This window comes from Priestia sp. P5, from assembly GCF_029522155.1.
Classification (GTDB): Bacteria; Bacillota; Bacilli; order Bacillales; family Bacillaceae_H; genus Priestia; species Priestia megaterium_E.
On record NZ_JAKWFJ010000001.1, the window covers coordinates 2,607,936 to 2,633,993 of the forward strand.

The window sequence follows — 26,058 nt, forward strand, 5'->3', positions numbered from 1 at the left end:
ACATAGGAAAATCCTTTTTGTCTAGTGAGAAAACCTAGTTTATACCTTTTATATGAATTATGACAAAACAAAAAACAAAGAGGTTGAGACATAGCTAAATCAAGCGCTAGAAGCCACTACATATATGAAAGCTGCGTTCACCATCACCATAAAAAATCCGAACGAGCTGGATTCTTTATCAAGAATTTTGATTCATCGTTCGGATCTTCTTTGACTAAAATACTTTTGTTCCAGCCTCTTTTAATCAATCATTCAATTTCTTTGTCATAAATACACTGTATGGATCTTCTTTATAGGTAGAAAATGGTTCACACTCGTAAAATCCAAAACTGGCGTATAGCTTTCTAGCCGGTTCAAAAGCGGGTGCGGATCCTGTTTCTAAGCTTAAGCGTCGGTACCCTCGTTTTTTTGCTTCATTTATTATGTACTGCAGCAGCTCTTTAGCAATTCCTTTTCGCAAATGAGCCGTGGCCGTTCGCATCGATTTAATTTCTCCGTGATGCTCATCTAGCTCTTTTATAGCCCCGCACCCTGCTAGCTGGCTGTCTTCCCACACGCTCCAAAACGTAATATCACGGTGTTTTAAGCTTTCAATATTTAGAGCATGAATACTTTCAGGAGGTGAATGTAAGTTCATTCCTTGAAGGTGAGAACTTACTAGTTCAATAACTTCATTGTTTGTTAATTGGTCTCTTTTTATTTTAATCATCTTCTCTTCCTTCCTGCTACTAAAGGGTGGTCAACCACAAACCGACTTATGAATAAATTCACTGTCAACCTTTAAAAATCCTTTTATACACTCCCTTCTTTTTCTCAGTTATTAAAACCGACTTTGCCAAGCAGATGTTTCATACATTGTTAAACGGAGGTGAAATTCATTGAAGAAGGTTTTATTTTGTCTTGTCCCTCTTTTGTTTTTATTATCCGCCTGCTTTAGTGATCCTGTTCAAGATGATTTAATCGACTATAACAATCAAGATTTAAAAAAAGCTGCTCAGCTTGAAAAAGAAGCGATTGACGCATACGATTCTGTTACAGGCGCTAACTACACAAGTGACGCGGTGATGTATGATACGATGACGAGTGAAGTCATTCCTACCTATCGTAAATTTGTTGATGAACTGGAAAACATCGATGTAGAAACCGACGATCTTCGAAAGGTTCATGAAGGCTATATAAAGGCTGCAAATACCCAGTATAATGCTTTCATTAAAATTGTCAGCGCTTTAGAAAAGCAGGACCGCAACCTTATTGCTGAGGCAAACGCTATGCTTGATGAAGCACGAAAAGGCATACGCGATTACAATGCAGCTATTAAAAAGCTGGCTAAAGAACATGATGTAAAAATTGAAGAACCAAAAACACAGCGAGAAAACAGCCTATAATTTTGATACAAAAAGAAGGTCTCTAAAAATAGTAAGAGACCTTCTTTCGTATGCCGTTTCAATTTCTACACGTTCGTTCGATAAATGAAGAAGAGTATTAGGAAATATTGCTTAACGATGCATAGTAAGAGGCAATAATTTCTTCATCGGAATGCGGAATTTCGTTTCCTTTTACAAGCTGAGCGCCGTTAATACAGCCGCTTGTAAGTAAAATAATATCATTCGGCTTTCCTAAAGAAAGCGACTTTAATACCCCTTCTGTTCGAGTAGGGGCGCAGTGAATATTACTTGCGCTCGGATTTGAAAAACCTGTCATCACTTGATCTACAATTACGTTCGGATCATGATGACCTGGATGATCAACCGTTACGATAATTTCATCGGCTTTTCCTTCAATGGCACGCGCCATTTTAGGCATTTTATTAAAATCTCGAATGCCGATTCCTGCAATCATGACAATTAGCTGGTTATACTCCATCTTTTTTACTTCTTCTACTAAACGCGTAAGGGCAACAGGCGTATGGGCATAGTCTAAAATCACTTTTTGGTTATTAGGACCTTCTATCACTTGAAAACGCCCTTCTGGACTTTCCAATTGAGGAAGCACACTAATAATATCCTCAATGTGGTATTCAAAGTGAAGAGCTGTACCAATGGCGGCTAGCACGTTAGCAATGTTGTAATCGCCATATACAGGCACTGCTACTTTGTATGACTGTCCTTTATACAGTAAATCAAAGAAAGAGCCCCCTTCTTTGACAGTAATGTTTTTTGCTTGCAGAGTTGCCTCCGCATTATTTAATAAGCTATACGTGACTTTAGGTCCTTCAAATAGCCTGCTTAAGTCTTTACCCATGTCCTGATCATCTATATTAATAACAGCATGTTTTGCCTGCTGAAATAATTTCATCTTGCATTTTTTATAGTGCTCAAACGTTTTATGATACTCTAAGTGCTCTTCTGAAAGATTTGTGTGAATGGCTACATCAAAATAAATATTTTCTACTCGCTGCTGATCAATCGCAATTGAAGATACTTCCATCACCGCCGCTTCATCGCCTTTTGTATACAAATCATAAAAAATTTTATGCAAGTCTACCGATTCAGGTGTTGTAGGCGTACTTTTTTTATAAACTAACTTCTTCTTTGATGACCAAATGCCGGTCGTGCCAATCGATCCTGTCGGCAATTTTAAAAGGGTTAAAAGCGACCTTACGTAAGCTGCCACGGTTGTTTTACCATTTGTACCTGTAACGCCAATTGTCTCAATTTTTTCATCCGTATAATCAAAATACATTTTAGAAAAAGAAGCCATTACTTTGCGAACGTCGTCAACAGCTAAAAACGTACAGTGAGAATACTGAATGCTCAAAAGACGCAGCTCCTCAATGCTTGTCCCAAAGACTGCTACGGCTCCTCTAGCTATAGCTTCTTTAATATATTGATGTCCATCTTCATTTTCACCTTTTATACTAAAAAATACTGATCCGTCGTGAACCTGCTTTGAATGATATGTTAGACGGTTGATCGTTTGAGATGCAGGCCCAAAAATATGTTTAATTGATAAGTTCATTAATGTATCAAAGTGGATGTTCATAGCTATTCCTCACAGTGTATAAATTTTATTTTTAATATGTTCTAAAATCCCTTAAATACTCTTTGAAAGATATTTTTTCTTTATTTCCATTTATAAAGAACTTTCTACAATTCAATCTTTTTATTTTGCTTTCATGTGTAGAACGAAAATAAAGAAAAGACGGATCACTATTTTTTAAAACTAAAAGTATGTAAAATATGGATGAACTGTGTATATCATACTAGAAGCAAAAGCGAAGTATTGTAGTAAAATATTCCCCCTATACGTGCAAAACGAAACCATTCTTTAAAATAAAATAATTTCATAGAGTAAGTTGAATCATGATAAATACTTGAACGTGGGGTAAGAAAGATTACTGTATTAATCAGTGCCTTCCTTTGCAAAATCACAAAGAAAACATCATAATAAAAGATGCGCATAACAGCGTGAATGACTCTGTTTTGAAAGGATGGACTACAGCAAATGACGCGTTCTCTTTTAGCGATTGAACCACTTCCTCTTTTATTTTATCAACAGCCTACACTTGAATTAGCTCAGTCGCTGTTAGGATGTCTTCTTGTTCACGAAACGGCAGAAGGAACTGCATCTGGTTTTATTGTAGAAACTGAGGCTTATAAAGGGCCTTTCGACCGAGCAGCTCATAGCTTTAATAATCGGCGCACAAAAAGAACGGAGGTAATGTTCGGTCCTCCTGGTCATGCCTATACGCATACAATGCATACACATTGTTTACTCAATGTTGTAAGCAACGACATCGATTGTCCAGAAGGCGTCCTCATTCGAGCTATTGAGCCATTTAGTGGAAAAAATTTGATGAAAAATAGACGTCGAGGGATGGAAAATGAAATAAATTGGACAAACGGTCCTGGGAAACTAACAAAAGCACTAGGGGTTTCAATGGATTTGTACGGTCATGATTTAACCAGCCCTCCTCTTTATATTGCTCGTGGCTTCACTCCTTCAGAGATTTCCGCCGGACCTCGCGTTGGCATTGATAATTCTGGTGAAGCGAAGGATTACCCTTGGCGCTTTTGGGTTACCAATCACCCGTTTGTATCGAAATTCAGGTGAACAAAAGGCGAATTGATTTATTAACGAAAATAAAAGAAGCACCTCTTTTTAGAGATGCTTCTTTTTGCTTACGCCCACCACATTTGTGAGGGAGTTTCTTCAATTAATACACTTTGTAAGTTTGTAACCGCGCGTTTAAATCCTTCTTCAATCGACATGATTGGATCTTCATGCTCAATGCTGACTACATAATCGTATCCGTATGTGCGAAGTGCACTCATCATATCAGACCACTCTTTTACATCATGTCCACATCCTACGGATCTAAACGTCCATGCACGCGTTTGGACTTCTCCGTATGGCTGCATATCCGTCAGGCCGTACATGTTAATATTATCCTGGTCCAAGTACGTATCCTTTGCATGGAAATGATGAATGGCATTTTCTTTTGCTAAAATTTTAATAGCTCCTACCGGATCAATTCCTTGCCACCATAAATGACTTGGATCAAGGTTAGCGCCAATCGCTGGACTTGTTTTTTCTCGAAGCTTTAGCAGCGTATACGGAGTATGAACTAAAAATCCACCGTGAAGTTCTAAACCAATTTTTACATTATGCTCCTCCGCTAGTTCTCCAATTTCTTTCCAATAAGGAACAAGCTTATTTTCCCACTGCCAATTCAATACGTCTCCATACTCGTTAGGCCAAGGAGTAACAGGCCAGTTTGGGTACTTCGCTTCTTCGTGATCTCCTGCTGTTCCAGAGAAGCAGTTAACCACTGGAACACCTACTAGTGATGCTAGTTGGATGGTCTTGCGAAGCGTTTCGTCAGATTCTTTTGCAAAACTTGCCTCAGGCGAAATAGGATTGCCGTGGCAGCTAAATGCACTGATTGTAAGTCCGCGGTCTTTTATCTGCTTCATATAGGCTTCTCTTTTTTGTTCATCTTCAAGCAGCTCATCTAACGGACAATGACTGTTTCCCGGATAGCCCCCCGTTCCGATTTCAATAGCATGAAGACCTGCTGCTTTTACTTTATCTAACATCTTTTCAAAAGAAAGATCCGCAAATAAGACCGTGAATACTCCAAGTTTCATTTTAATTTCCCCCTGTGCGATATATTTCGTCAATAATAGCTGAGACTTGAAGCGCTTCTTGTGGCTTTACCACTAATTCAGCATTTCCTTTACACGCTTCAACGAAATTTTTAGCCTGACTTAGGCTGTAATCATCTTCTCCATCTATCCAAGGTGACGTACTGTTCATGAGCATACCGTTTTTAGACGTGTATAGTTCAAACGGAAACACGCTTAAACCGCCCTCTACCCCTGATATGCTTACGTGCTCTTCATCATCTTCGATATTAGCTGCCCAAGAAGTTTCTAAAAGAAGCGACGCTCCATTTTCAAATTTAATATAGGCCGTTACATGATCATCCACGCCGAATGTTTCATGATCAAATGCTCCCCATTGATTTAATTGGTTAGGCGTTTTACTCAGGTCATTATATGTACTTCCCAGTACTTCAGTATGCTTTGGGTTTCCCATCAGCCAAAGCGTTAAATCAAGCAAATGGCAGCCGTAATCAATTAAGCTGCCTCCTCCTTGAAGATCTTTGTTCGTAAATACCCCCCAACCGGGAACCTTTCGGCGACGCATTGCTCTGACACGTGCAACTAATGGGCGCCCTACCTCTGTCATCATTTTTTTCGCAGCCTGTGCTTCTTTCATGAATCGGTAATGATACGCAATCGCTAACTGCTTACCTGATTCTCTAGCAGCAGCAAGCATTTCTTCACCTTGCTCTTTAGACATCGCCATTGGCTTTTCACATAGGACGTGAACGCCTGCTTTTAGCGCTTCTACTGCAAACTCGGCGTGAAATTTATTCGGTGTACAAATACATACAGCATCCACTTCTTTAAACATATCTTTGTAATCAACAAATACGTGAGGGATATTATGCTCATTGGCTACCTCTGTGGCTCTTTCACTGTTAATATCGCTAAGCCCCCAAATCACACATTCATCACCCAGTTGTTTGAATGCCGGGATATGCCTGCTTACAGCAATCCCTCCTGCTCCGATTATGCCAATTCTCACGTTTTTCACCTCTTACACGCGCGTAATTTGTTTCGTTTGACTTGATTTTAAAGCTGCTAAAATAACAGCAAGTGATTTTAATCCTTCTTCACCAGGAACAGGAGATTCTTTATCTTCTGCAACTGCATCTACAAATTGCTCAATGACGTGAGAATTACTTTGTCCGCCTTCATCGTTCGACTGAATTTTTCCTAATTCATAGTTCACCACTTCACCCGTTGCATATTGTGCAACTAATGAATACGTCGGATCGTCCTCCAAACGAAGAATCCCTTTCTCTCCGTAAACAATCGTGGAGTTATCTTCTTTTCCATTGTAAGCCCAGCTTGCCGCAAGCGTCCCGATAATCCCGCTTTCCGTTTTTAATACGCACACAGCATTGTCGTCTACATTTGCAAAGTCTTTTGCATTGCTTTCTACAAATGCACCGACTTCTACAATTTCTTCATTCAATATGTAGCGGAGCATATCGGTTTTATGAACGCCTAAATCCCCCATAGCACCAATAAACGCTTCGTCTTTTTTGAAGAACCAGCTGTCTTTTCCGTCCACGCTCCAACCTTCAGGGCCACCGTGGCCAAAAGCCGTACGGAAACTGTAAATTTTACCGATTTCCCCTTTTTCAATAAGTTCACGAGCTTTTTGATGAGAAGCTACAAAGCGCTGATTATGTCCGATCATTAGTTTTTTACCGTTTGTTTTTGCTGCTTCAATCATTGCTTTCGCTTCTTCTTCTGATGTTGCCATCGGCTTTTCACACAGGACATGAACTCCGCTGTTTAACGCTGCCACCGAAATAGGCGCATGAAGATAATTGGGCGTACATACGCTCACTGCTTCCACTGTACCGCTTGCTAAAAGTTCTTCGTAGTTTGTGTAAGCTTTTACACCGTACTGCTGCGCTACGCTGTTTGCACGTTCTGTGTTTATATCGCAAACTGCTACTAATTCTACTTGTTCATTCATCTTATATTCTGGTAAGTGACGGTGTTGCGCAATGCTTCCGCACCCAATAACGCCAATTTTTACTTTTGCCATCTTTCCTATCCCCTTTGCTTAAGCATTATTAATTAGTTTTTAACAGCGATTGATTCAAGCGGTTGCGCATTGCCGTAAACAGGACGTTTTCTCTCTGCTGGCTTCGCCCATTTAATAGCATTCATAATGACACGCTGAATGTCTTTGTTATGGTATGTTGGATATGTTTCATGTCCAGGTCTGAAATAAAATACTTTTCCGTTTCCGCGTTTGTACGCGCAGCCGCTTCTGAAAATTTCTCCGCCTTCAAACCAGCTCGTGAAAATCAGTTCATCAGGTGCTGGAATATCAAAGTGCTCTCCATACATTTCTTCACGCTCAAGCTCGATAAATTCACCAATACCTTCCACAATCGGATGACTCGGTTCTACTACCCACAAGCGCTCTTTTTCATCTGCTTCACGCCATTTTAAGTCGCAGCTTGTGCCCATTAACGTTTTAAAAATTTTAGAAAAGTGACCTGAGTGTAAGACAATAAGCCCCATACCGTCTAGCACGCGCTGCTTTACTTTCTCAACGATCTCATCTTTCACTTCGTCATGTGCTAAATGACCCCACCATACTAAAACATCCGTTTGATTTAATACTTCTTCAGTCAACCCGTGTTCTACTTCGTCTAATGTTGCGGTATGCGTACGAAACCCTCCTTCTTCTAAAAAAGAAGCGATGGCACCGTGAATGCCTTCAGGGTAAATTTCTCTTACAACCGGATTTTTCTGTTCATGACGATTTTCATTCCATACTGTAACATTAATCATTTTCATATCCCCTTTTTTTGTGAATGCTAACTTATATCCCCTTTTTTCATAAATGCTAAACTTTGGTTAACCGGTTAACTTACTGTGATTCACCCGCGCTTAGCAGTCGAATCTCGAATAATAAGTTCAACCGATAACTTCACATGCTGCAGCGTGCTGAAACGGTGTTCAATTGCTTGAATAACAGACGTCGCGGCGACGACTCCTTTGTTAAATACATCTTGACGAATGGTTGTTAGACTTGGAGATGCATAGCTACTAAACGTTATGTCATCGAACCCTACGATTGAGTAGTCCTGCGGAATTTTTTTCCCCTTTTCTTGCAGTGCTTTCATAATTCCAAGCGCCAGCGTATCAGAGGATGCAAAAACCGCCCGAATATCCTTATGATCTTGCAGCAGCTTGTTCCCTAAATTGTAACCGTTATCAAACGAACTTTCGTTCACTTCAAAAACAAACGTCTTTGATGGTGTAATGCCCGCTTCTTTTAATGCTTTCTCGTAGCCTATATACCTCTTTTTATCCACTGGACTATTGACGAGGTGATGCGCAACAAAGGCAATTTCTTTGTGACCCAAATTCACTAAATGTGTTGTAGCTAGATATCCTCCATACTCATCGTCTACAGAAATATGATGATAATCACGTTCGTACCTTTCGTATGTATCTACTAGCACAATCGGATTCGATAACGCTTTCATTTTCTCATACAATCGATGCGGGAAGGCTCCTAAAAACAGAAGACCATCAATATTTCTCGTTCGAATCCATTTTAAGCAATCAGCTGGGCTACTCGCTCCAGATATGACTAGATCATAACCATGCTTGCGGATTACATATTCAATTCCACTAATCATTTCACTGTAATAATGGTTATCTTTAAATATAGTAGAAAGTGAATCATCTGTAAGCGGGAACATAACGCCAATCATATTTGACTTTTGTTTCGAAAGACTAACGGCGGTTAAATTTGGTTCGTAGTTTAATTCTTTTACCGCTGTTAAAATTCGCTCTTTTGTTTCATCGGATACTTTGTTAATTCCGTTTAAGACGTAAGATACTGAAGCTGCAGACACCCCTGCATGCTTTGCTACATCACGAATCGTTATCTTTTCTCCCATAAAATCTCTCCAGTTAAACGGTTAACTATTTACTCGTTCATTATAATTCACTCCTTTATTATCAGTCAACGTATTTTTCAAATTATCTGTTAACTATTATAATTTCTTCCTAGATTGGTATGTTTTAAGCAGTGACAAGATGTATTGACACCTGTTAATCTTTGAAACGTACATATAAAGTTCGGTGCACAGCACGCACCGATCCGTGATAAAAGGGGCGTTCAAAAGGATTTCAGGAGGTACTTACTTTATGTTTAAGAAACTAGCAATTATTGGAGCACTGGCAGTTCCTATGTTCGGCATAAGTCACGGGGCAAATGCCGCTGAAACAACCCATCGCGTAAAAGCCGGAGAGACTCTTTACAAGATTGGCGCTGAATACGGCGTTACGGTTGAACAGTTAAAAGAAGCAAATCACAAATCTACCGACTCTATTAATGCAAATGAAACATTAACAATCCCTAACTCTATTAGCGAAAGTGATAAAGAATTGTTAGCTCGCCTTGTACAAGCGGAAGCAAAAGGCGAACCTTACGCTGGCAAAGTGGCTGTAGCAACAGTTGTCTTAAACCGCGTGGATAGCGATTCTTTCCCAGACTCTATTCATGATGTGATTTATCAAGGTACACAGTTTACACCTGTACAAAACGGTGAAATTAATAAAGCAGCGGATGCTGAAGCAAAAAAAGCTGTAAATGAAGCACTAGCTTTTAGAGGTCAAGGAAAAGGTTCGTTATTCTTCTTTAATCCAGATAAAACAAGCGACCAATGGCTTCGTCAAAAACAGGTTACGACTACAATCGGAAATCACGTTTTTGCAAAATAAACAAAAAAAGCACTCAGATGAGTGCTTTTTTTTAATATGCAACAAGTAAGCTTAATAGAACAGCTATAATAATAATAGGCAATACGTATTTAACTAGAAAGAACCATGCGTTGAATAATTTAGCACCTTTTGTACTTCCTGAAATAAACTCTTCATACACGGCTTCTTTTTTCATTTTAAATGTCACAAAAATCGCAATGGCTAGACTTCCAAGAGGCAGCATTAAGTTGCTCACAAAAAAGTCAGCTACGTCAAATATACTTCTGCCAAAAAGTGAGACATGTTTTAGTACACCAAACGAAAGTGCTGATGGGATACCTACCACAAACACAAGAATCCCTGATAAAGAAGCGTAGCGAGTTCGTTTTGTCTGATCGTCTTTGGTTAAAGCAGCTACGATAATTTCCAGCAGTGAAAAAGCAGACGTAAGCGTAGCAAATAGAAATAAAATTAAAAACAGTGCTAAAAAGACGGTACCAAACGGCATTTTCTCAAATACTGTTGGCAAGACCACAAACAAAAGTCCAGGTCCTTCAGTTGGCTTTAATCCAAACGAAAAAACGGCTGGAAAAATAGCCAAGCCCGCCAGCAGCGAAACAAACAAGTTCAAAATAGCAATAGTGCCAGCTGAACGCGTCAAGCTTACTTTTTTCCCTAAATAAGAGCTATATGTCACCATGCAGGATAATCCCACGCAAAGCGAGAAAAACGACTGACCGAGCGCATAGAGAACAGATGACCCTGTAATGGCTGAAAAATCCGGTTTTAAAAAGAACTTTACTCCGTCCATTGCTCCGTCTAATGTTAAAGAACGCACCACGATAATGATAAAACAGATAAATAACAGCGGCATCATGTATTTATTAGCACGCTCTATTCCTTTTTGTACGCCTTTTGAAATAACAAACACTGTAATTAATAAAAACAGCGCCTGTGCACCTAATACCACATAAGGTTGGCTAATGACGGCATTGAACAACGGGCCGTACTCTTTTCCGCTTAGCATACCGGTTATGCTCATAATCGTATATAAAATCACCCAGCCGCCAACGACGCTGTAAAAGGAAAGCAAAACGACACAGCTGAGTACTCCGAGCCTGCCAATCCATACCCAAGCGGATTTTGGAGCAATTGCCTTATAAGCACTAATCGCTTCTTTTCCCGTATGTCTTCCAATGATAAATTCTGCCAACAGAAGCGGCAATCCAATAAAAATCGTAAATAAAATAAACAACGCAAAAAATGCTCCACCGCCACTGGTTCCCGTTACGTATGGAAACTTCCATATCGCTCCTAGACCAATTGCTGCCCCAGCAGATGCTAAAATAAAACCGAGGCGTGAAGACCACTGATTTCCTTTACTCATATAATGTTACTCTCTCCTCTTCTAAACTCAAAACTCACCTGATTAGTACTGTACCATAAATGCAGAAGAAAATCATTCCCGTTTTACTTTTTTCTATAAAACGATATCTATATAGAATAGAAAAAATGAAGAAGCAGCTGCTTCTTCATTTTAAGGTTGGTATTTCTATTCAAAATTTATTCTCTGTACGATGATTCATCTCCACGGTAGGCTTCTTGAGTTGAAATTTCTTCAATATGCATATGCCCTTCTCTCTCTAAACGAAGGACCGTACGCTCTGCATCTTCATAACTCTCGCACGTCACTTGTTTATATTCCATATCATCTTTATCTGTGTAAGCGACTAAATATGTTTCCATTTTAACTCCTCCTATATAACCTGTATGTAACGTATGTTGCCTTTTTCGTTTATTTCTAAACATATAGGCTCCAAACATAAAGCCTAGCATACTATAATAGCGGAACTTCAATTTAAAAAAGTTGAATTTTTCATTATACACCGATGCAACATGGAGGTTATACTTATGACATTTATTTTATCATTCGTACCAATTGTTGTTCCTTTTGGTATTTTAATTAGCTTAATTGCTTTTACAGCTGCTTTTTTACAATCAAAAGAGCATCATAAAAAGCTCTAGCTTACAAAAGCTAGAGCTTCTTTTTAAAAGCGTCTATAGCGTTTAATCAGTCCCACAATAATGGCAATTGCTAGTAAAACAACCGAAATGATGACAGTAATGACAATTGGCTGATTTCCACTTTGCTTCACTGCAATGGCAATATAAGCCCAAATAAAAACAAGCGGATAAACAGCGTCTCGGTTTTTTAATGTAAACATAATGCCTAGCACAGCTCCTACCAGCAGCATAATAACCGTCCATGCTAACTCGCTCAGGCCAAGCAAGTGCTGTATTCCATTTGCTTCAAATACAACAAACACATTGACAATAGTCGCAACAGAAATCCATCCAATATAAAGCGAAATCGGCAGACGCATAAACCATGTCGTCATCCGAGAATGCTGAATAATGGAATACACAATCATTAATGTGCCTAAAATAAAGAGCATAACTAAAAGGGATAACTTATAGTAATCGTTTTGGAAAATAAAGATCCACGCACTATTTAACAAACAGTTTAGAAAAAACCAAATGCCGATACGTGCATATATTTCCTTTTGATCTTCTCTTGCAAAAAATTGGCGTATAACCCAAATGGTTAATAACAAATAAATAACGCCCCAGATAGCAAAGGCATAGCCCGCTGGTGTAAACAAGGTAGGAACTTGCGCAGAAGCTTCCCCCGTTGTTTTGCCTCCTATTGGAATGGCATTTGCTAAATAATTCACAAGCAGTGTAATAGCCAAGCCTACTGCATTTAATATAGCATACAAACGAAATTTCGCCATTTTGTTCTCTCCTTTCTTCTATTTATATGGGAATGTTTCGGAGACGAAAACGGCTCTTCCCTTCATTAATACCTCTTCTTCCCTAAAAATATGCATTTTTAAACAAAAATGATTAAAAATAGCTTTAAGAAATTTCCTCTTTAAAAAATAAAAACGGTTAGCGCACATTTTCCTATAACTCTTTCTATTTTTCAGAATATATGGTAAGTTAAACATAGATTAATAGGAAGTCCACTAGGGGTGCCCACCGGCTGAGACAAGTTTTCTTGATCCCTTTGAACCTGATCTGGCTCATACCAGCGTAGGAAAGTGGCAATGTTCAGTTTTTTTACTGTCCTTTGCCACTCCGTTTATAAACGGAGTGTTTTTTATTTCCTTTATGTGCTTGTTTGTGACTTCCTCATATTAAAGGAGGATTTTGATGTCATTTTCATCTCAATTAAGACAAGAAGCAAACTATATTTACGAAGCCATTTTTAACCATCCTTTTATTAAAGGAATTGCTGAAGGAAACGTGCCAAAAGAAGCGCTGATTCACTACGTTTCTCAAGACTACGAATACTTAACAGCATTTGTTCGCATTTACGGCGCTGCTTTAACAAAATGCCGCACGCGTACTGAAATGGAAGCCTTTAATGCCGGCATTTCTACGGTATTACATAGTGAAGTACACCCTCACAATAATTTTTGTGAAGTAGCAGGCGTACGTTATGAAGATCTTCACACTGAGACGCTTTCACCGACGGCTAGCCACTACATTAACCATATGACAAGTGTTGCGCACACAGGTAGCTTAGCGGAAATCATTGCAGTGCTTCTTCCATGCCCATGGACGTACGTTGAAATTGGCCAGCGCATTACAGAACAAGTAAATCCATCTCCTTCTCACCCTTTTTATGAATGGATTCAGTTTTATAATAATGAAGAAATGAATGGCACAACACAATGGTTTTGTAACAAGCTTGATGAACTCGCCGAACAAGCGACTGAAGAAGAACGTAACCGTATGAAAGACCACTTCATCAAAAGCTGTGAACTGGAGTATTTATTTTGGGAAATGGCATATACCCAAGAAAAATGGCCGCTTTCTCAGCTTTCACTTTCAAAATAACGAAAAAGCCTCCTGTCAGGAGGCTTTTTTATTTCAGTAATTTTTTGATCATTTTCAAGCTTTGTTTTTCCGAAGGATAGCGGAATGACAAATCAAACTTGGTTGTTTGAGACAGCATGCTTTTAAAATGAGAAAATGTCCGGAAGCTGTCTTTTCCATGATATTGACCCGTGCCGCTCTCTCCTACTCCGCCAAACGGCAAATATGGCGTAGCGATATGCATAAGCGTATCGTTTATACAGCCTCCTCCAAATGAAAGGCGCTCCGTTATGACGTTTTGCACATCTTCACTTTCTGTAAATAAGTAAAGAGCTAACGGCTTAGCTTTTTCTTGAACTTTATGAATGACTTCGTCTAGTGTTTCATATTCAATCATAGGAAGAATAGGCCCAAAGATTTCTTCTTGCATAACATCTGATGTCCAGCTTACTTCACTTAACAACGTAGGTTCTATTGTTAGCGTGTTTTTATTGTACCCGCCTCCAACTATAGCATTTCCGTCTTTTAAAAACTCAACTAGCCGAGTAAAATGGCGCTCACTGACAATACGGCCGTAGCGGTCGCTTTCAAGCGGATTGTTACCGTAAAATTGAGAAATTGCTTTGCGAAGTTTTTCTACAAGCTGCGCTTTTACCTTTTTATGCACAAGCAAATAATCAGGAGCAACGCACGTTTGGCCTGCATTCATCCCTTTCCCAAACATAATTCGCTTCGCTGCAAGATCTAGGTTTGCGTCTTCATGTACAATGCACGGACTTTTTCCGCCTAGCTCAAGCGTGACGGGAATAAGCTGCTTCCCTGCTTCTTGCATAATAATTTTCCCTACATTTACACTTCCCGTAAAGAAAATATAATCAAGGGGCTGTTTTAAAAGCAGACTTGTCGTATCTACAGCCCCTTCAACCACCGTCACAAATGCTGGGTCAAAAGCTTCAGCCAGTAATTCTTGTATAACGCGAGATACGCTAGGCGTTAATTCAGAAGGTTTTATAATTGCCGTGTTTCCAGCCGCAATCGCTCCTACTAAAGGAGACAGTGCTAATTGAAACGGATAGTTCCACGGAGCAATAATTAACGCGACTCCATACGGTTCAGGAACAATTTTCCCTTTAGAGCCCACATGTGTTAAAGCGGTTTTTACTTTTTTAGGCTTCATCCATTTTGCTAGATGTTTAAGCGTAAATCGAATTTCCTCTAGTAAAATCCCAATTTCCGACGTGTAGGCCTCTACTTCAGATTTATTTAAATCTTGTTTTAAAGCATCCATAATTCTCTGCTCGTTTTGTTTGACTGCGTCTCTTAGCTTATTCAGCGCTTGAATACGGCTGTTGATACTCTTTGTCTTTTGCGCATAGAAATACTGCTTTTGTGTAGAGACAATATGTTCAATGACCGTTTCATCTGTGATATAAAATCGCTCGTGGTTCATCACTTTCATCTCCCTATAAACATTCGGCTTCAACTGTAGCAAGCAAGCTTTTTAATAGCTCAACTGCCTCACTTAAAGCTAGTGAATAATATCTCTGCGTCCCTTTTTGCTCAATTTGCACAAGCTTTTGATCGCGTAAAATTTTTAAATGATGAGAAATTGCCGGTCTTGATAGCGTAGACTCATTTGCAATTTCATTTACGGTTAAAGGCTCTTTTTCGGCGAGCAGCAAAATAATATCTTGTCTTGCTGAATCACTTAGCGCCTGAAAAATAGGAATGCTGGCACGAAATAACTCGACTGCTTTTTCACTCATATAGATTCCCCTTTATTTAATTTCTTGTGTTCTTCGGACAACGGATGTAAGCCACTTTCTTGGTACAAAGCGCGGGATGAACGTGGCGAGACGAAACTGCACTCCTGGTACGATAACCGTCTGCCCTTTCATAAATTTTTTATAGCCAACTTTAACAACTGTTTCTACATCCATTGCACCGCTTTGAAAAAGCTTGGAGTTGCTTAGCTGGGCGCGGTCGCTAAAACCAGTTTTAGTTGGACCCGGGCATAGAGCGCTTACCGTTACATTGGTACCTTTTAATTCATTTTCAAGGGCCTCTGTGAAAGACAATACGTACGCTTTTGTTGCATAATACACCGTCATAAGCGGACCCGGCATAAATGCAGCAACGGACGCAATGTTTAAAATTTTACCGTGATTTCGTCTAACCATATCCGGTAAAAATAATTTTGTTAAATGAGTTAATGATCGGATATTTAAGTCAATCATGTTTAACTCGTCGTCTAAAGCTGTTTCAATAAATTTGCCGTATAGTCCAAAACCAGCATTATTCACTAAATAGTCAACGTGCATTTTTTTATTTTTAAGTTCTTCATATAGTGACTGTATCTCTTCTTCTCTTGATAAATCCTTAATAAACGTTATCACGTCAATATTATAAGTAGATTTTAAATTCTCTCCAATCGCTGTTAGTTTATCAGCGCTTCTGGCAACTAAAATTACAGGATGCCCATCCTTTGCGAATTGATAAGCTAACTCTTCACCTATTCCTCCGGACGCACCGGTGATGAGCGCATAATGCTGTGACATAGTGTTCACTCCTTATGTTTATATGTTCAAGAACTTAAACATTTAAACTTATCTTATAGGATTCATTTTTTCCCGTCAACTGTTTTCTATACTCTTCTTTTCTTTTATGTTTTCCTTTTTTGCCATTTGCGTATTTCTGTACATTTTTTTACAAAATATGCGTTTTCTTTACATAGAAGGCTAATGTCGTCTAGTTTTGACAACCTTTGTCACCTAGCAGGAAAACAAGTGAAGATATGGTGAATACAACATACAACAAATAATCCATTACATAGTTGGATGAAAATAGATAAGGGAGGAAATGAAAAATGATGGAGACATATACAATTAAAAAAGTAAGTGATCAATTAGAGGTAGAGAAGAAAACGCTAAAACAATGGGAAAAATTATTGGGCAGCTATTTAACAATTGAACGAGTAGATGGGGCCCGTGTCTATACAGAGGAACAAATTGAATTATTTAATGATATTAAACAGCTGTTTGATGAACAATGTACGTTAGATGAAGTCAAAGAATATGTTCAGCTGCTGATAAAGGAACAAGAAGAGCAGGAACATTTAGTGATGGAATCAGAGGCAGCGGTTTCAAAAGAAGAAGAACCGCCACAGTTGAAAACAACAGCTAAAAAAGAAAACGTCATTGATTTTCAAGAACATTCCAATAAACAAATGAAGCAAGAAAAGAAAAAGGCTGCCGAAAAGCAGGAAAGCATTTCAGAAAACAAGCAAGAGAAGACCTCTCCTATACCTGAAGCACGATTAGCTACTGAAGAAGAAAAGCAGGCTATTTCTGCTTCTATTGAAGAGCCAAAACCAAACGACCTTGTTGTGAATGAAAAAGAACTGCTTCAAGGGGAATTAGTAGAAGCTGTTCGCCGCTATGAAGATGTGTTTGAGGTACTTGATACATTTAAAGCTGATTTGTTAAAAGAAATGCGAGAAGGTATGCGAAATGAAGTTCGCGAAGAAATTGTCGGAGAAGTAAAAAGAGAGCTTGAAAAAAGTGCTACCCAAACTGTAGAAATGGTGGAGTCGGTCGGGGCATACATTTCTGAGTCTTCAGAACGCAGCGCAAGAGATGTAGAAAATATGTCTAAAAAAATTATCCGTTCTAACGAAAAATCGTTTGATGAAGTCACTTCTTTGATTGAAGATTATTCAACAATCGCTGAAGAGAAAACCGAGGATATGCGCCTGTTCATGAAAGATGTCATGGAGAATGCGGATGAATCCTCTAAAGAAATGCAGTATTTATTAGACCGATTCTCAAGCAACTCCACCGTTGCGATGAATCAAGTAAAATTTATGGTTGAAAAATTAAATAATTCTTCAACTAATACGACAGAAGAGCTTCGTGATTTAATTGATTCAATGAATGAGGAACGAGTCTATTATTTAAAAGAAATGGAGAAAGAACGTAAGCTTCATCGTCAAAGCGTAGCTGAACGCGAAGAGATGTTTAGTGATTTTGTCCAAACCTTTAGACAAACCGCGGCTGCTGATATGAAGCGAAAACGGAAGTGGTGGAAGCTGTTTCTCTCCTGAAAACACCGGCCCTATGGTAATGGGGCCGGTGTTTTTAATGGTATGAACAATAGTAGTTTGTATGTAAGAAATGTTAAGGTAACGTATGGCGGTGAGACGTTATACTTTGAAACACATGATAGCCGCTTACCGATACGCCTATAGTTCCCGCTCCTGGAAACACTGTATCTCCGCATAACCACAGTCCTTGTAAGCCAGATCGATGCGAAATACTGTTGAACAAGGTATGATCTAACGTTTGCGGAAAGCCTCCCACTCCGCCGTTTGGGCGAGAAGTGAACCTTTCCCATGCTTTAGGAGCTCCCGAAATTTGATGCTCTGCTTTTTCAATGCTAGGAATAATGGTTTTAATGCCTGCTACCATTTTTTTCTCAAGAACTTGTTTTTGAAGGTCATAGGCTTCTTTATTACTCCACTTGCTAAGATCAATGTGAGTAGACGCTGTAATTGTACGCTTGCCTTCAGGCGCTCGAAAACGATCATCAGGATGAGAGACTGAGATAAATAAATGATTTCCTTCTGTCATTTCCCCTTGTTCGGATTGAAGTACTTGCTGAAACAACTCTACCTTTTGCGGCAGATCTCTTTCATCAATGGCAAAATACATCGAAAACGTTCCCCACTGCGGAAGCTCGCTTTTTTCTTTTGCCCGCTTATGAATATGTTGGTAATCTTCATCATGCAGCAAAGACTTTAAGCTTTGAACAGGGGCGTTGCATACAACGTCTGATGCAGGGTAACGGTTACCTCTATGATCATGCACGATCCACCCGTCATTATCACGCTCTATCTTTACTACTTTCCTTCCTAGAGTCGTTTTTCCTCCGTTGGCTTTAATCGATTTTTGCAGCGCTTCTGCGACTTTGTATAAGCCGCCATTCACATAAAAAGCTCCTTCGTGATAAATATCCAACGCTAAACATCCAATAAGCATTGAACAGTTCTCACTCGTTGTCTGCATGCTGTCTATTAATTGACCATCAACAAAATGAAGAAAGTCCGCTTCGTCTAACAAGCTGTGTTTTTTTAGTAAATAACTAAACGATTGATAAAAATAAGGCAACAGCTTCACAGAACCAAAATTCAACGAACTTACCAGCCTGCTCCACTCACCTACTGTCAGAGGAGGAAGAACCGGCAGAGACTGCATAAGCTTGCGAATTTCTTTTGCCATTCTAAACACATTTTCATAAAAGCTCCTAATATTTTTTGCTTTATGAGGAAATTGTTTTTGAAGATAGGAAATATGCTGATACCGGTCTTGATAATAAATCAGTGTACGATGAGGAAGATGAACTTTCATGATTTTCTCAAGAGAAACCTTTTCAATTTCTAGGCCAAGGTACGTGCCGATTCGCTCATGTATCCCTCCGTGCTCAAATCCCATTCCAAGCGTCGCTCCAACAGGAAACGTATACAAATGGCGCTGAAATTTCCCTGCACAGCCTCCCCATTCTCGAGAAGCTTCTAAAACCGTCACTTCATAGTCATGTTTAGCTAAAAGCGCTCCCGCTGTTAACCCACCTATTCCTCCGCCTATTACGACAACTTGCTTATGCATGTTTTCACCTTCTTTAGTTCTTTCTTCTATTGTGCAAAAAAAAGAAGCTCACCGCAATTTAGAAGCGGCTCGTTACTGAAATAAAAAAGCCGTGAATGATTTCACAGCTTTTTGGCCTATTTTGTAATCACTCCACAAACAATCCGATCTCCTGAGTTTCCTGAAGGATCCGTTGTGTAATCGTCGACTTTATCATGTATCACTAATGCCGATCCATCCATATCCAAAAGAGAATTCGGCTTTCCTTCTTGCAGCGTGACAAGAGAAGCAAAAATTTCTGTATCTACTTTCCCATTTGGAGCAACTTCTAGATTGGGCAAATCACCTGCATGCGGGCCTTTTGTATTTTTAAAGCCGTGTTCACGTTTAAAAGGATTAAAATGGGCACCCGCTGTTTTAAAATCCGGCACCTCACATTTTCCTATTTCATGAATATGAAATCCATGTCTTCCCGGTGAAAGACCTTGAGCAGTTAATTTAATGTGCACGCCGTTCTTTGCTTCTGACAGGGTAGCCTCTCCTACTCTTTTGCCTGACGTATTTGTTAAATCCACTTTAATAGGTTCTACCGATACTTCGCTTGTTTCTTTCGCTTCCTCTGTTTCCAAGTGGTTTTCATGAGCGTTATTTTGCTCTTTTACCATGCTGCATGCTCCCAGCAGTAATAAGATAAAGACTACACATCCGTTCATTATCAACTTTTGCATCCGTGATTCCTCCTTTTTCTTATTTATCACCATCCTTTCACTATTTTCCTTTTTTTAGACATCAAAAATAAGATTGAGACATACGTTCACCTTACCAATGAAAAAATCCAAACGAGTTGGATTCTTAATGAAGAACCTCGATTCATCGTTCGGATTTTCTTTCAACTAAAATACTTTGCTTTAACGTCTTACTTTTGTTTAAAGTTGTATTCTTTTTCCGTTCCGTTTGAAAAACGAACTTCTAATTCAAACGACTGAAAATCTTTTTTTAGACCAAACGCATCGATTACTTCCTTTTTTACATCTTCATCGGGGGTGCGCTGATCAAAATTTAACTTTTTAAATTTTGAAGATAATTTATTAAAAGCTTTGTCTCCGTTCAAGTGCTCATCGTTAATATTATCATCCACTTTGGCTTCTATCTCATCATTTTCGTTTTCATAGTCGGCTTCATAATCATTATTAAGTCCCTTGTAGTCCACTTCTAAATCAAATTTTGAAAAGTTAAAAGACGTGTTTTCACTTTGATTATCATAGCTCATCGGCGTTCCGCCATTCGTCACGCCTTGTTTATTTTGAGCTTCTCTCGCCGGTGCCGCATCATCATTGTGGCAAGCTGAAAGTACGCTCATACCTATAAGGGAAAAGAATATGAAAAAGGGTCTTTTCTTCACTGTATTTCCTCCTTTGACTTCACTCTTCCTTCCCTTTATGTCCACAAATTTAATTTTTATACGCCTTCACTAGAAAACCCCGCTCTCTAAAAAGAAAGCGGGGTTTTTCGTCTTGTTTATTTTACATTCGAATAAGAAATACTGTACATGCTGTTAAAATACGTATTGTAAAGAGCTTGAACAGCACGGTCTAAAGCGTCTGCTTTCACACCAAACATCATGCTTACCTCAGAAGAACCTTGGTTGATCATTTCAAGATTCACTTCAGCACGAGCAAAAGCTTCTGTAGCTTTTGCAGCAATTCCTACTGTGCTATTCATTCCTTCTCCTACTACCATAACCATAGCAAGATCACGTTCAATAAAGATTTCATCTACTTCAAGTTCTTTTTCAATTCGAGCAAATACACGTTTTTCCACATCTGGCGTAAGCTGATGCTCGCGCATGATGACAGAGATATTATCAATTCCTGAAGGGGTATGTTCGTATGAAATACCTTCATCCTCTAAAATTTCAAGCAATCTTCTACCAAAACCAATTTCACGGTTTAATAAGTATTTGCTCACGTGGATGTTGCAAAAACCTTTGTCCCCAGCAATTCCAACCACCGGCGTATCTCCGTGAGGACGCTCAGCTACAATGAATGTCCCCTTTGCTTCCGGATTATTTGTATTCTTTACACAAACAGGAATGCCTAGTTTATAAACCGGCTCTAGCGCTTCATCATGAAAGACAGAAAAACCTCCATAGGATAGTTCACGCATTTCTCTGTATGTTACTTCTTTCATTTCATGAGGCTTTTCCACAAGTCTTGGATCTACACTATAAATAGCATCTACGTCGGTAAAGTTTTCATACAAATCAGCTTTTACTCCCGCTGCTACAATTGAGCCTGTGATATCTGACCCACCGCGCGAGAAAGTAACCATGTTCCCTTCTTCAGAGTAGCCAAAGAATCCTGGAATCACCAAAATGCCTGAACGCTCTCTTAGCTGCGGTAATTTTTCATAAGACAGTGGAAGCACTCTTGCTCTTCCGGGTTCATCAGAAACAAAAATACCTGCTTCTTTTGGATTTACATAATGAGCTTCAAAACCTAAATGGTTTAGATAAGCAGCCATTACCTTTGCGTTATTATCTTCTCCACTTGCTTTTAGACAGTCTAATAAGCGAAATGGATCGTTTTTATGTAAATCAATAAGTGATTGTAAATTCGTAATAATGTCAGTAATAATCGTTTCTGGCATAGACAAGTCCACAACGATTTCACGATAGCGATCAATTACTTGCCCAAACTCATCGACGTAATCTTCTCCAAGCTGTATTTTGGCAGAAAGTGCGATTAGCAAATCTGTCATTTTTGTATCTTCTCCGTATCGCTTACCCGGAGCTGATACAACTACCAGCTTTCTCTCTTTATCAGACGTTACAATATGCGCAACCTGTTTAAATTTCTCTGCGCTTGCAACTGAACTCCCGCCAAACTTCGCAACCTTCATGTTTGAGACACTTCCTTACTTTGTTTTTAATATTCGATTATTGTACCATATTTTATCAAGTAGAAAAGCTTATCTATCTAACTTTTCTAAAAATTAAAGGAATACTAACGTAATTGTACTCTCATAAAGAACAAATGTCTACCACAAAAACACAAAAAAAGACTGATTTTACATCGTGTAAAATCAGTCTTTTTTTGTTATTCTGCTTTTGGCTTTTTTAATACACCTACAAGGACCGCTGTTACAATTGCACCAATTAAAATTGCTAGTGCATATAAAAGAGGATTTCCTTGTACAATTCCGATAACGAATACGCCGCCGTGTGGTGCTGGTAAACCGATGTGGAACATCATTGTTAAAGCACCTGCTACTGCAGCACCGATAACCGATGCGGGAATAACACGGCCTGGGTCAGCTGCTGCGAATGGAATCGCACCTTCTGTAATAAATGAAAGACCCATTACATAACACGTTTTACCTGTTTCACGCTCTTGGCGAGTAAATTTGTTTTTGAACAAAGTTGTCGCAATAGCCATACCTAATGGTGGAACCATACCGCCTGCCATAATCGCTGCGTGTGGTGCATAGTTTCCAGCATCAATCATTGCAATACCAAATGTAAAGGCTGCCTTATTAATAGGACCACCCATATCAATAGCCATCATACCACCTAAGATAATACCCAATAATACTAAGTTACCTGTACCAAATCCACTTAACCAGTGCGTTAATCCTTTGTTAATTGCACTAACTGGTTCATTTACAACATAAAGCATAATCAATCCTGAGATAAAAATCCCAAATAGCGGATAGAGAAGAACTGGCTTAATTCCATCAAGCGCTTGCGGTAAACCGCTGAATAATTTCTTTAATCCCACTACTACATAACCCGCTAAGAAACCAGCGATTAAACCACCTAAGAAACCACCTCCACCAGAAGCTGCTAAAAGACCTGCAACCATACCGGGAGCTAAACCAGGACGATCAGCAATACTCATTGCAATGAACCCTGCTAGTACTGGTACTAGTAAGAAGAATGCATTATCTCCGCCAATTGTTTTTAGCGCCGCTGCAAATGCATTGTACGTTGGATCTTTCGGCTCTGCTGAGTGAATGCCAAACATAAATGAAATGGCAATTAAGATCCCGCCCCCTACAACAAACGGAAGCATTGCGGATACACCGCTCATTAGGTGCTTGTAAAACCCTGTACGCTCTGATCCTTTACTTTCTCCGCCTTCTTTGCTGCCACCGCCGCTGTATACAGGAGCGTCTCCTTTTAACGCGCGGTTAATTAATTCTTCCGGCTTGCGAATTCCTTCAGCTACTGGAACTTGAATGACTTTTTTACCTGCAAAACGTTCCATTTCTACTTGCTTGTCAGCTGCAACGATAATAGCGGTAGCGTTTTCAATTTCTTCCTTCGTCAACGCATTTTTAACACCGCTGGAACCGTTTGTTTCAACTTTGAGCGTGACATTCATGTCTTTCGCTTTTGCTTTTAAGCTGTCCGCTGCCATATATGTGTGGGCAATTCCCGTTGGGCAAGCCGTTACAGCAAGCACTAATTGATCTGAAGCTGTATCTACTTCCTCTTCCGGCGCTTCATTTTCAGTTTCTTTATCATCAATTGCTTTGATGACTTCATCAATTGATGATGCTGTTAGCAACGTTTTTCGGAACGATTCGTCCATTAATAACGTAGACAAACGAGATAGTGTTTCTAAGTGAGCATTATTCGCTCCTTCACTCGCTGCAATCATGAAGAATAGGTGTGCAGGCTGTCCGTCTAATGATTCATAATCAATACCTTCTGTTGAGCGTCCAAATGCAATGGCCGGTGTTTTTACCGAGCTTGTTTTTGCATGTGGAATAGCAATGCCTTCCCCAATTCCCGTTGTGCTTTGAGATTCACGGTTTAAAATTGCTTCTTTATAGCCAGCTCGGTCGCTTAAGCGACCAGCTTCATCTAATTTTCCAACTAACTCATCAATAACATCAGCTTTTGACTTGCTTTTTAAATCAAGAATGATTGTATCTTTTTTTAATAGTTCTGTAATTCTCATTCTCGGTTCCCCCTACTCTACCTTTGTGATTGACACTTGTTCACGAAGCGTCTTTACATCTTCTGCTGTACATAATTCAAGTGAGAATGCTGTGGCACTTCCTGAAGCAACTCCTGTTTGAAAGGCTTCTAATAAATCCCCTTGTTTTACATAAGAAGCAATAAATCCAGCTACAAGTGAATCTCCAGCTCCAACAGAATTTTTTACTGTTCCTTTAGGGACTGTGGCACTGTAGACACCGCTTTCGTTAATAAGAAGTGCTCCATCTCCTGCCATGGATACAACGACGTTTTGCGCTCCTTGTTCCACGAGTTTTTTACCGTATACCAGCGCATCTTCTGCACTGTTTACTTCTACATCAAACAATTCTGCAAGTTCATGATGATTTGGTTTGATAAAAAACGGCTTGTGAGACACGACGTCTAGCAAAGTTTTTCCACTTGCATCTACTACTACTTTTACTCCGTTCGCCGCTGCTAGTTCAGTTAACGTTTCATACACAGAACTTGGAAGCGTTTTCGGTATACTCCCTGCTAATACGAAGATATCGCCTTCAGTCATTTGCTTCACTTGAGTCAATAAAGACTGAAGCGCTTCGTCTGTAATAGCAGGTCCTTGACCGTTAATTTCTGTTTCTTTTTCTGTTTTCAACTTTACGTTAATGCGCGTATCTCCCTCAACTCTTGTAAAAGCTGTTTCGATATTCTCCGCTTTTAAGTAGTCTTCGATATAAGTTCCTGTAAAGCCGGCTACAAAACCGAGGGCCTTATTATCAACACCTAATCGCTTTAAAACGCGAGAGACGTTAATGCCTTTTCCTCCTGGAAACTTGGCTTCATTCGTTGTGCGGTTAAGCCCGCCTTCTTCGAATGCTGAAACATGTACTACGTAATCAACGGATGGGTTCAACGTACATGTATAAATCATGATTTCACAACCTTTATGTCTGTTTTGTTTGCATACTGTATAAGTACATCGCTAGGTACGTCATTTGTTATAATTTTTGCTTCATGTAAATCGGCTATTTTCGCAAAACTTGTTTCAAAAAATTTAGTGGAATCTGATAAAATATAAGATTCTCTAGACAGCTTCATTGCCGTTTGCTTGATCAATGCTTCTTCTGGATCAGGAGTTGTATATCCGTATTGATGATGAATCCCATTCGCTCCCATAAAACATTTATCAAAACGATACTGTTCAAGACTTAAAAGGGCTCCATTGCCAATTAAAGCGCCCGTTTTATGTTTAACCGATCCTCCAATTAAATAGAGGGTGATACCTTGTTCTAGCATCGGGTTTAAATGCATTAAACCATTTGTCACGACAACTACATCTTTTTGCTTTAAAAAAGGAATCATTTCATACGTTGTAGTTCCTGCATCTAAAAAAATACAGTCACCTTCATTTATAATGGAAGCCGCATACTCTGCAATGTTTCGTTTATCTTGAACATTTTTAGCAGATTTTTCGATAACGCTCAGTTCGATTCGTTTACTGCGAATAAGCGAAGCGCCACCGTGAACACGTTTGAGCATTTGCTCTTCTTCTAGTTGACTCAAGTCTCTTCTAATTGTGGATTCCGAAGCGCCTGTAACTTCGATAAACTCTTGCACTTTTACAAGTTCTTTCTCTTTTAAAAGTTTTAAGATTAGTTGATGTCTCTCCGGCGTTAACATGTTCTAGCTCCTTTTTCAAAAAAGCGTTTTCATTTATTTCATGTACTTACTTTATCACGGTTTACATTCA

At 39.3% G+C, this 26,058-nt stretch carries 25 protein-coding genes and 1 riboswitch; of the genes, 5 read left to right on the top strand and 20 right to left on the bottom strand.

Annotated elements, in window-relative coordinates; all coding sequences use genetic code 11:
• Window positions 1-244 precede the first annotated feature (244 nt).
• A complete protein-coding gene (locus MMB69_RS13970; protein WP_221782935.1) occupies window positions 245-709 on the bottom strand; it encodes a GNAT family N-acetyltransferase in 465 nt (154 codons plus the stop codon).
• Between the two features lie 169 nt (window positions 710-878).
• On the opposite strand from MMB69_RS13970, the gene MMB69_RS13975 reads away from it, so the two are divergent.
• Window positions 879-1,385 (top strand): hypothetical protein, encoded by a 507-nt coding sequence (locus MMB69_RS13975; RefSeq protein ID WP_013082979.1) that lies wholly within the window; start codon window positions 879-881, stop codon window positions 1,383-1,385.
• A 97-nt stretch (window positions 1,386-1,482) separates the two neighbouring features.
• Here the strand turns inward: MMB69_RS13975 and MMB69_RS13980 are convergent, their stop codons facing one another.
• Complete coding sequence (locus MMB69_RS13980; protein WP_221782934.1) at window positions 1,483-2,982, bottom strand: UDP-N-acetylmuramoyl-L-alanyl-D-glutamate--2,6-diaminopimelate ligase; 1,500 nt, start codon at window positions 2,980-2,982, stop codon at window positions 1,483-1,485.
• A 462-nt stretch (window positions 2,983-3,444) separates the two neighbouring features.
• On the opposite strand from MMB69_RS13980, the gene MMB69_RS13985 reads away from it, so the two are divergent.
• Window positions 3,445-4,053 (top strand): DNA-3-methyladenine glycosylase, encoded by a 609-nt coding sequence (locus MMB69_RS13985; protein ID WP_221782932.1) that lies wholly within the window; start codon window positions 3,445-3,447, stop codon window positions 4,051-4,053.
• A 68-nt stretch (window positions 4,054-4,121) separates the two neighbouring features.
• Here MMB69_RS13985 and MMB69_RS13990 read toward each other — a convergent pair whose 3' ends face one another.
• The 5 genes from MMB69_RS13990 to MMB69_RS14010 form a co-directional block, all read right to left on the bottom strand.
• A complete protein-coding gene (locus tag MMB69_RS13990; RefSeq protein ID WP_221782930.1) occupies window positions 4,122-5,090 on the bottom strand; it encodes a sugar phosphate isomerase/epimerase family protein in 969 nt (322 codons plus the stop codon).
• Between the two features lies 1 nt (window position 5,091).
• Window positions 5,092-6,096: a Gfo/Idh/MocA family protein gene (locus MMB69_RS13995; protein ID WP_033578852.1), complete on the bottom strand. Its 1,005-nt coding sequence runs from the start codon at window positions 6,094-6,096 to the stop codon at window positions 5,092-5,094.
• A gap of 12 nt (window positions 6,097-6,108) precedes the next feature.
• Window positions 6,109-7,134: a Gfo/Idh/MocA family protein gene (locus MMB69_RS14000; protein ID WP_016763946.1), complete on the bottom strand. Its 1,026-nt coding sequence runs from the start codon at window positions 7,132-7,134 to the stop codon at window positions 6,109-6,111.
• Between the two features lie 32 nt (window positions 7,135-7,166).
• Window positions 7,167-7,892 (bottom strand): ThuA domain-containing protein, encoded by a 726-nt coding sequence (locus MMB69_RS14005; protein WP_221782928.1) that lies wholly within the window; start codon window positions 7,890-7,892, stop codon window positions 7,167-7,169.
• A gap of 89 nt (window positions 7,893-7,981) precedes the next feature.
• Window positions 7,982-9,013: a LacI family DNA-binding transcriptional regulator gene (locus MMB69_RS14010; protein WP_029321510.1), complete on the bottom strand. Its 1,032-nt coding sequence runs from the start codon at window positions 9,011-9,013 to the stop codon at window positions 7,982-7,984.
• A 250-nt stretch (window positions 9,014-9,263) separates the two neighbouring features.
• Between MMB69_RS14010 and MMB69_RS14015 the strand changes: the two genes are divergently transcribed.
• Window positions 9,264-9,839 (top strand): cell wall hydrolase, encoded by a 576-nt coding sequence (locus tag MMB69_RS14015; protein WP_221782926.1) that lies wholly within the window; start codon window positions 9,264-9,266, stop codon window positions 9,837-9,839.
• A gap of 31 nt (window positions 9,840-9,870) precedes the next feature.
• Here MMB69_RS14015 and MMB69_RS14020 read toward each other — a convergent pair whose 3' ends face one another.
• The 3 genes from MMB69_RS14020 to MMB69_RS14030 form a co-directional block, all read right to left on the bottom strand.
• Window positions 9,871-11,205, bottom strand: coding sequence for a sodium-dependent transporter (locus MMB69_RS14020; protein WP_221782924.1), 1,335 nt, complete (start codon window positions 11,203-11,205; stop codon window positions 9,871-9,873).
• Window positions 11,206-11,381: 176 nt separating this feature from the next.
• Entirely contained in the window at window positions 11,382-11,564 is a 183-nt protein-coding gene (locus MMB69_RS14025; RefSeq protein ID WP_221782922.1) for a hypothetical protein, read from the bottom strand.
• Window positions 11,565-11,866: 302 nt separating this feature from the next.
• Window positions 11,867-12,613, bottom strand: coding sequence for a TspO/MBR family protein (locus MMB69_RS14030; protein WP_277447871.1), 747 nt, complete (start codon window positions 12,611-12,613; stop codon window positions 11,867-11,869).
• Between the two features lie 226 nt (window positions 12,614-12,839).
• Window positions 12,840-12,938: riboswitch (TPP riboswitch) on the top strand.
• Window positions 12,939-13,034: 96 nt separating this feature from the next.
• Here MMB69_RS14030 and tenA point away from each other — a divergent pair.
• On the top strand, window positions 13,035-13,724 hold the full coding sequence (tenA, locus tag MMB69_RS14035; RefSeq protein WP_013056845.1) for a thiaminase II: 690 nt from the start codon (window positions 13,035-13,037) through the stop codon (window positions 13,722-13,724).
• Between the two features lie 28 nt (window positions 13,725-13,752).
• Here tenA and MMB69_RS14040 read toward each other — a convergent pair whose 3' ends face one another.
• Genes MMB69_RS14040 through MMB69_RS14050 form a run of 3 tightly spaced genes read right to left on the bottom strand, consistent with a single transcriptional unit; the run spans window position 13,753 to window position 16,261 of the window.
• On the bottom strand, window positions 13,753-15,153 hold the full coding sequence (locus MMB69_RS14040; protein WP_221782918.1) for an aldehyde dehydrogenase: 1,401 nt from the start codon (window positions 15,151-15,153) through the stop codon (window positions 13,753-13,755).
• Window positions 15,154-15,166: 13 nt separating this feature from the next.
• Window positions 15,167-15,469 carry an ArsR/SmtB family transcription factor gene (locus MMB69_RS14045; RefSeq protein WP_029715041.1) on the bottom strand — a complete coding sequence of 101 codons (303 nt, stop codon included), beginning with the start codon at window positions 15,467-15,469 and terminating at the stop codon, window positions 15,167-15,169.
• Between the two features lie 12 nt (window positions 15,470-15,481).
• Complete coding sequence (locus MMB69_RS14050; RefSeq protein WP_221782916.1) at window positions 15,482-16,261, bottom strand: SDR family NAD(P)-dependent oxidoreductase; 780 nt, start codon at window positions 16,259-16,261, stop codon at window positions 15,482-15,484.
• A 308-nt stretch (window positions 16,262-16,569) separates the two neighbouring features.
• Here MMB69_RS14050 and MMB69_RS14055 point away from each other — a divergent pair, with 308 nt between their 5' ends.
• Entirely contained in the window at window positions 16,570-17,805 is a 1,236-nt protein-coding gene (locus MMB69_RS14055; protein ID WP_221782914.1) for a helix-turn-helix domain-containing protein, read from the top strand.
• Between the two features lie 73 nt (window positions 17,806-17,878).
• On the opposite strand, the gene MMB69_RS14060 is transcribed toward MMB69_RS14055, so the two are convergent.
• The 7 genes from MMB69_RS14060 to MMB69_RS14090 all read right to left on the bottom strand — a co-directional run bounded on the left by MMB69_RS14060 (window position 17,879) and on the right by MMB69_RS14090 (window position 25,988).
• A complete protein-coding gene (locus MMB69_RS14060; protein ID WP_277447872.1) occupies window positions 17,879-19,366 on the bottom strand; it encodes an FAD-dependent oxidoreductase in 1,488 nt (495 codons plus the stop codon).
• A gap of 116 nt (window positions 19,367-19,482) precedes the next feature.
• The gene (locus MMB69_RS14065; protein ID WP_221782911.1) at window positions 19,483-20,073 is read right to left on the bottom strand and encodes a superoxide dismutase family protein; all 591 of its coding nucleotides are present in this window, start codon (window positions 20,071-20,073) and stop codon (window positions 19,483-19,485) included.
• A 188-nt stretch (window positions 20,074-20,261) separates the two neighbouring features.
• On the bottom strand, window positions 20,262-20,747 hold the full coding sequence (locus MMB69_RS14070; protein WP_014460317.1) for a YusW family protein: 486 nt from the start codon (window positions 20,745-20,747) through the stop codon (window positions 20,262-20,264).
• Window positions 20,748-20,863: 116 nt separating this feature from the next.
• Window positions 20,864-22,246, bottom strand: a complete 1,383-nt coding sequence (locus MMB69_RS14075; RefSeq protein WP_221782909.1) for an aspartate kinase — start codon at window positions 22,244-22,246, stop codon at window positions 20,864-20,866.
• Window positions 22,247-22,443: 197 nt separating this feature from the next.
• The gene (locus tag MMB69_RS14080; RefSeq protein WP_277447873.1) at window positions 22,444-24,312 is read right to left on the bottom strand and encodes a PTS fructose transporter subunit IIABC; all 1,869 of its coding nucleotides are present in this window, start codon (window positions 24,310-24,312) and stop codon (window positions 22,444-22,446) included.
• Window positions 24,313-24,324: 12 nt separating this feature from the next.
• Entirely contained in the window at window positions 24,325-25,239 is a 915-nt protein-coding gene (pfkB, locus tag MMB69_RS14085; protein WP_025752144.1) for a 1-phosphofructokinase, read from the bottom strand.
• Complete coding sequence (locus MMB69_RS14090; protein ID WP_013056834.1) at window positions 25,236-25,988, bottom strand: DeoR/GlpR family DNA-binding transcription regulator; 753 nt, start codon at window positions 25,986-25,988, stop codon at window positions 25,236-25,238. The genes pfkB and MMB69_RS14090 overlap by 4 nt, the downstream gene beginning before the upstream one ends.
• Between the last annotated feature and the right edge of the window lie 70 nt (window positions 25,989-26,058).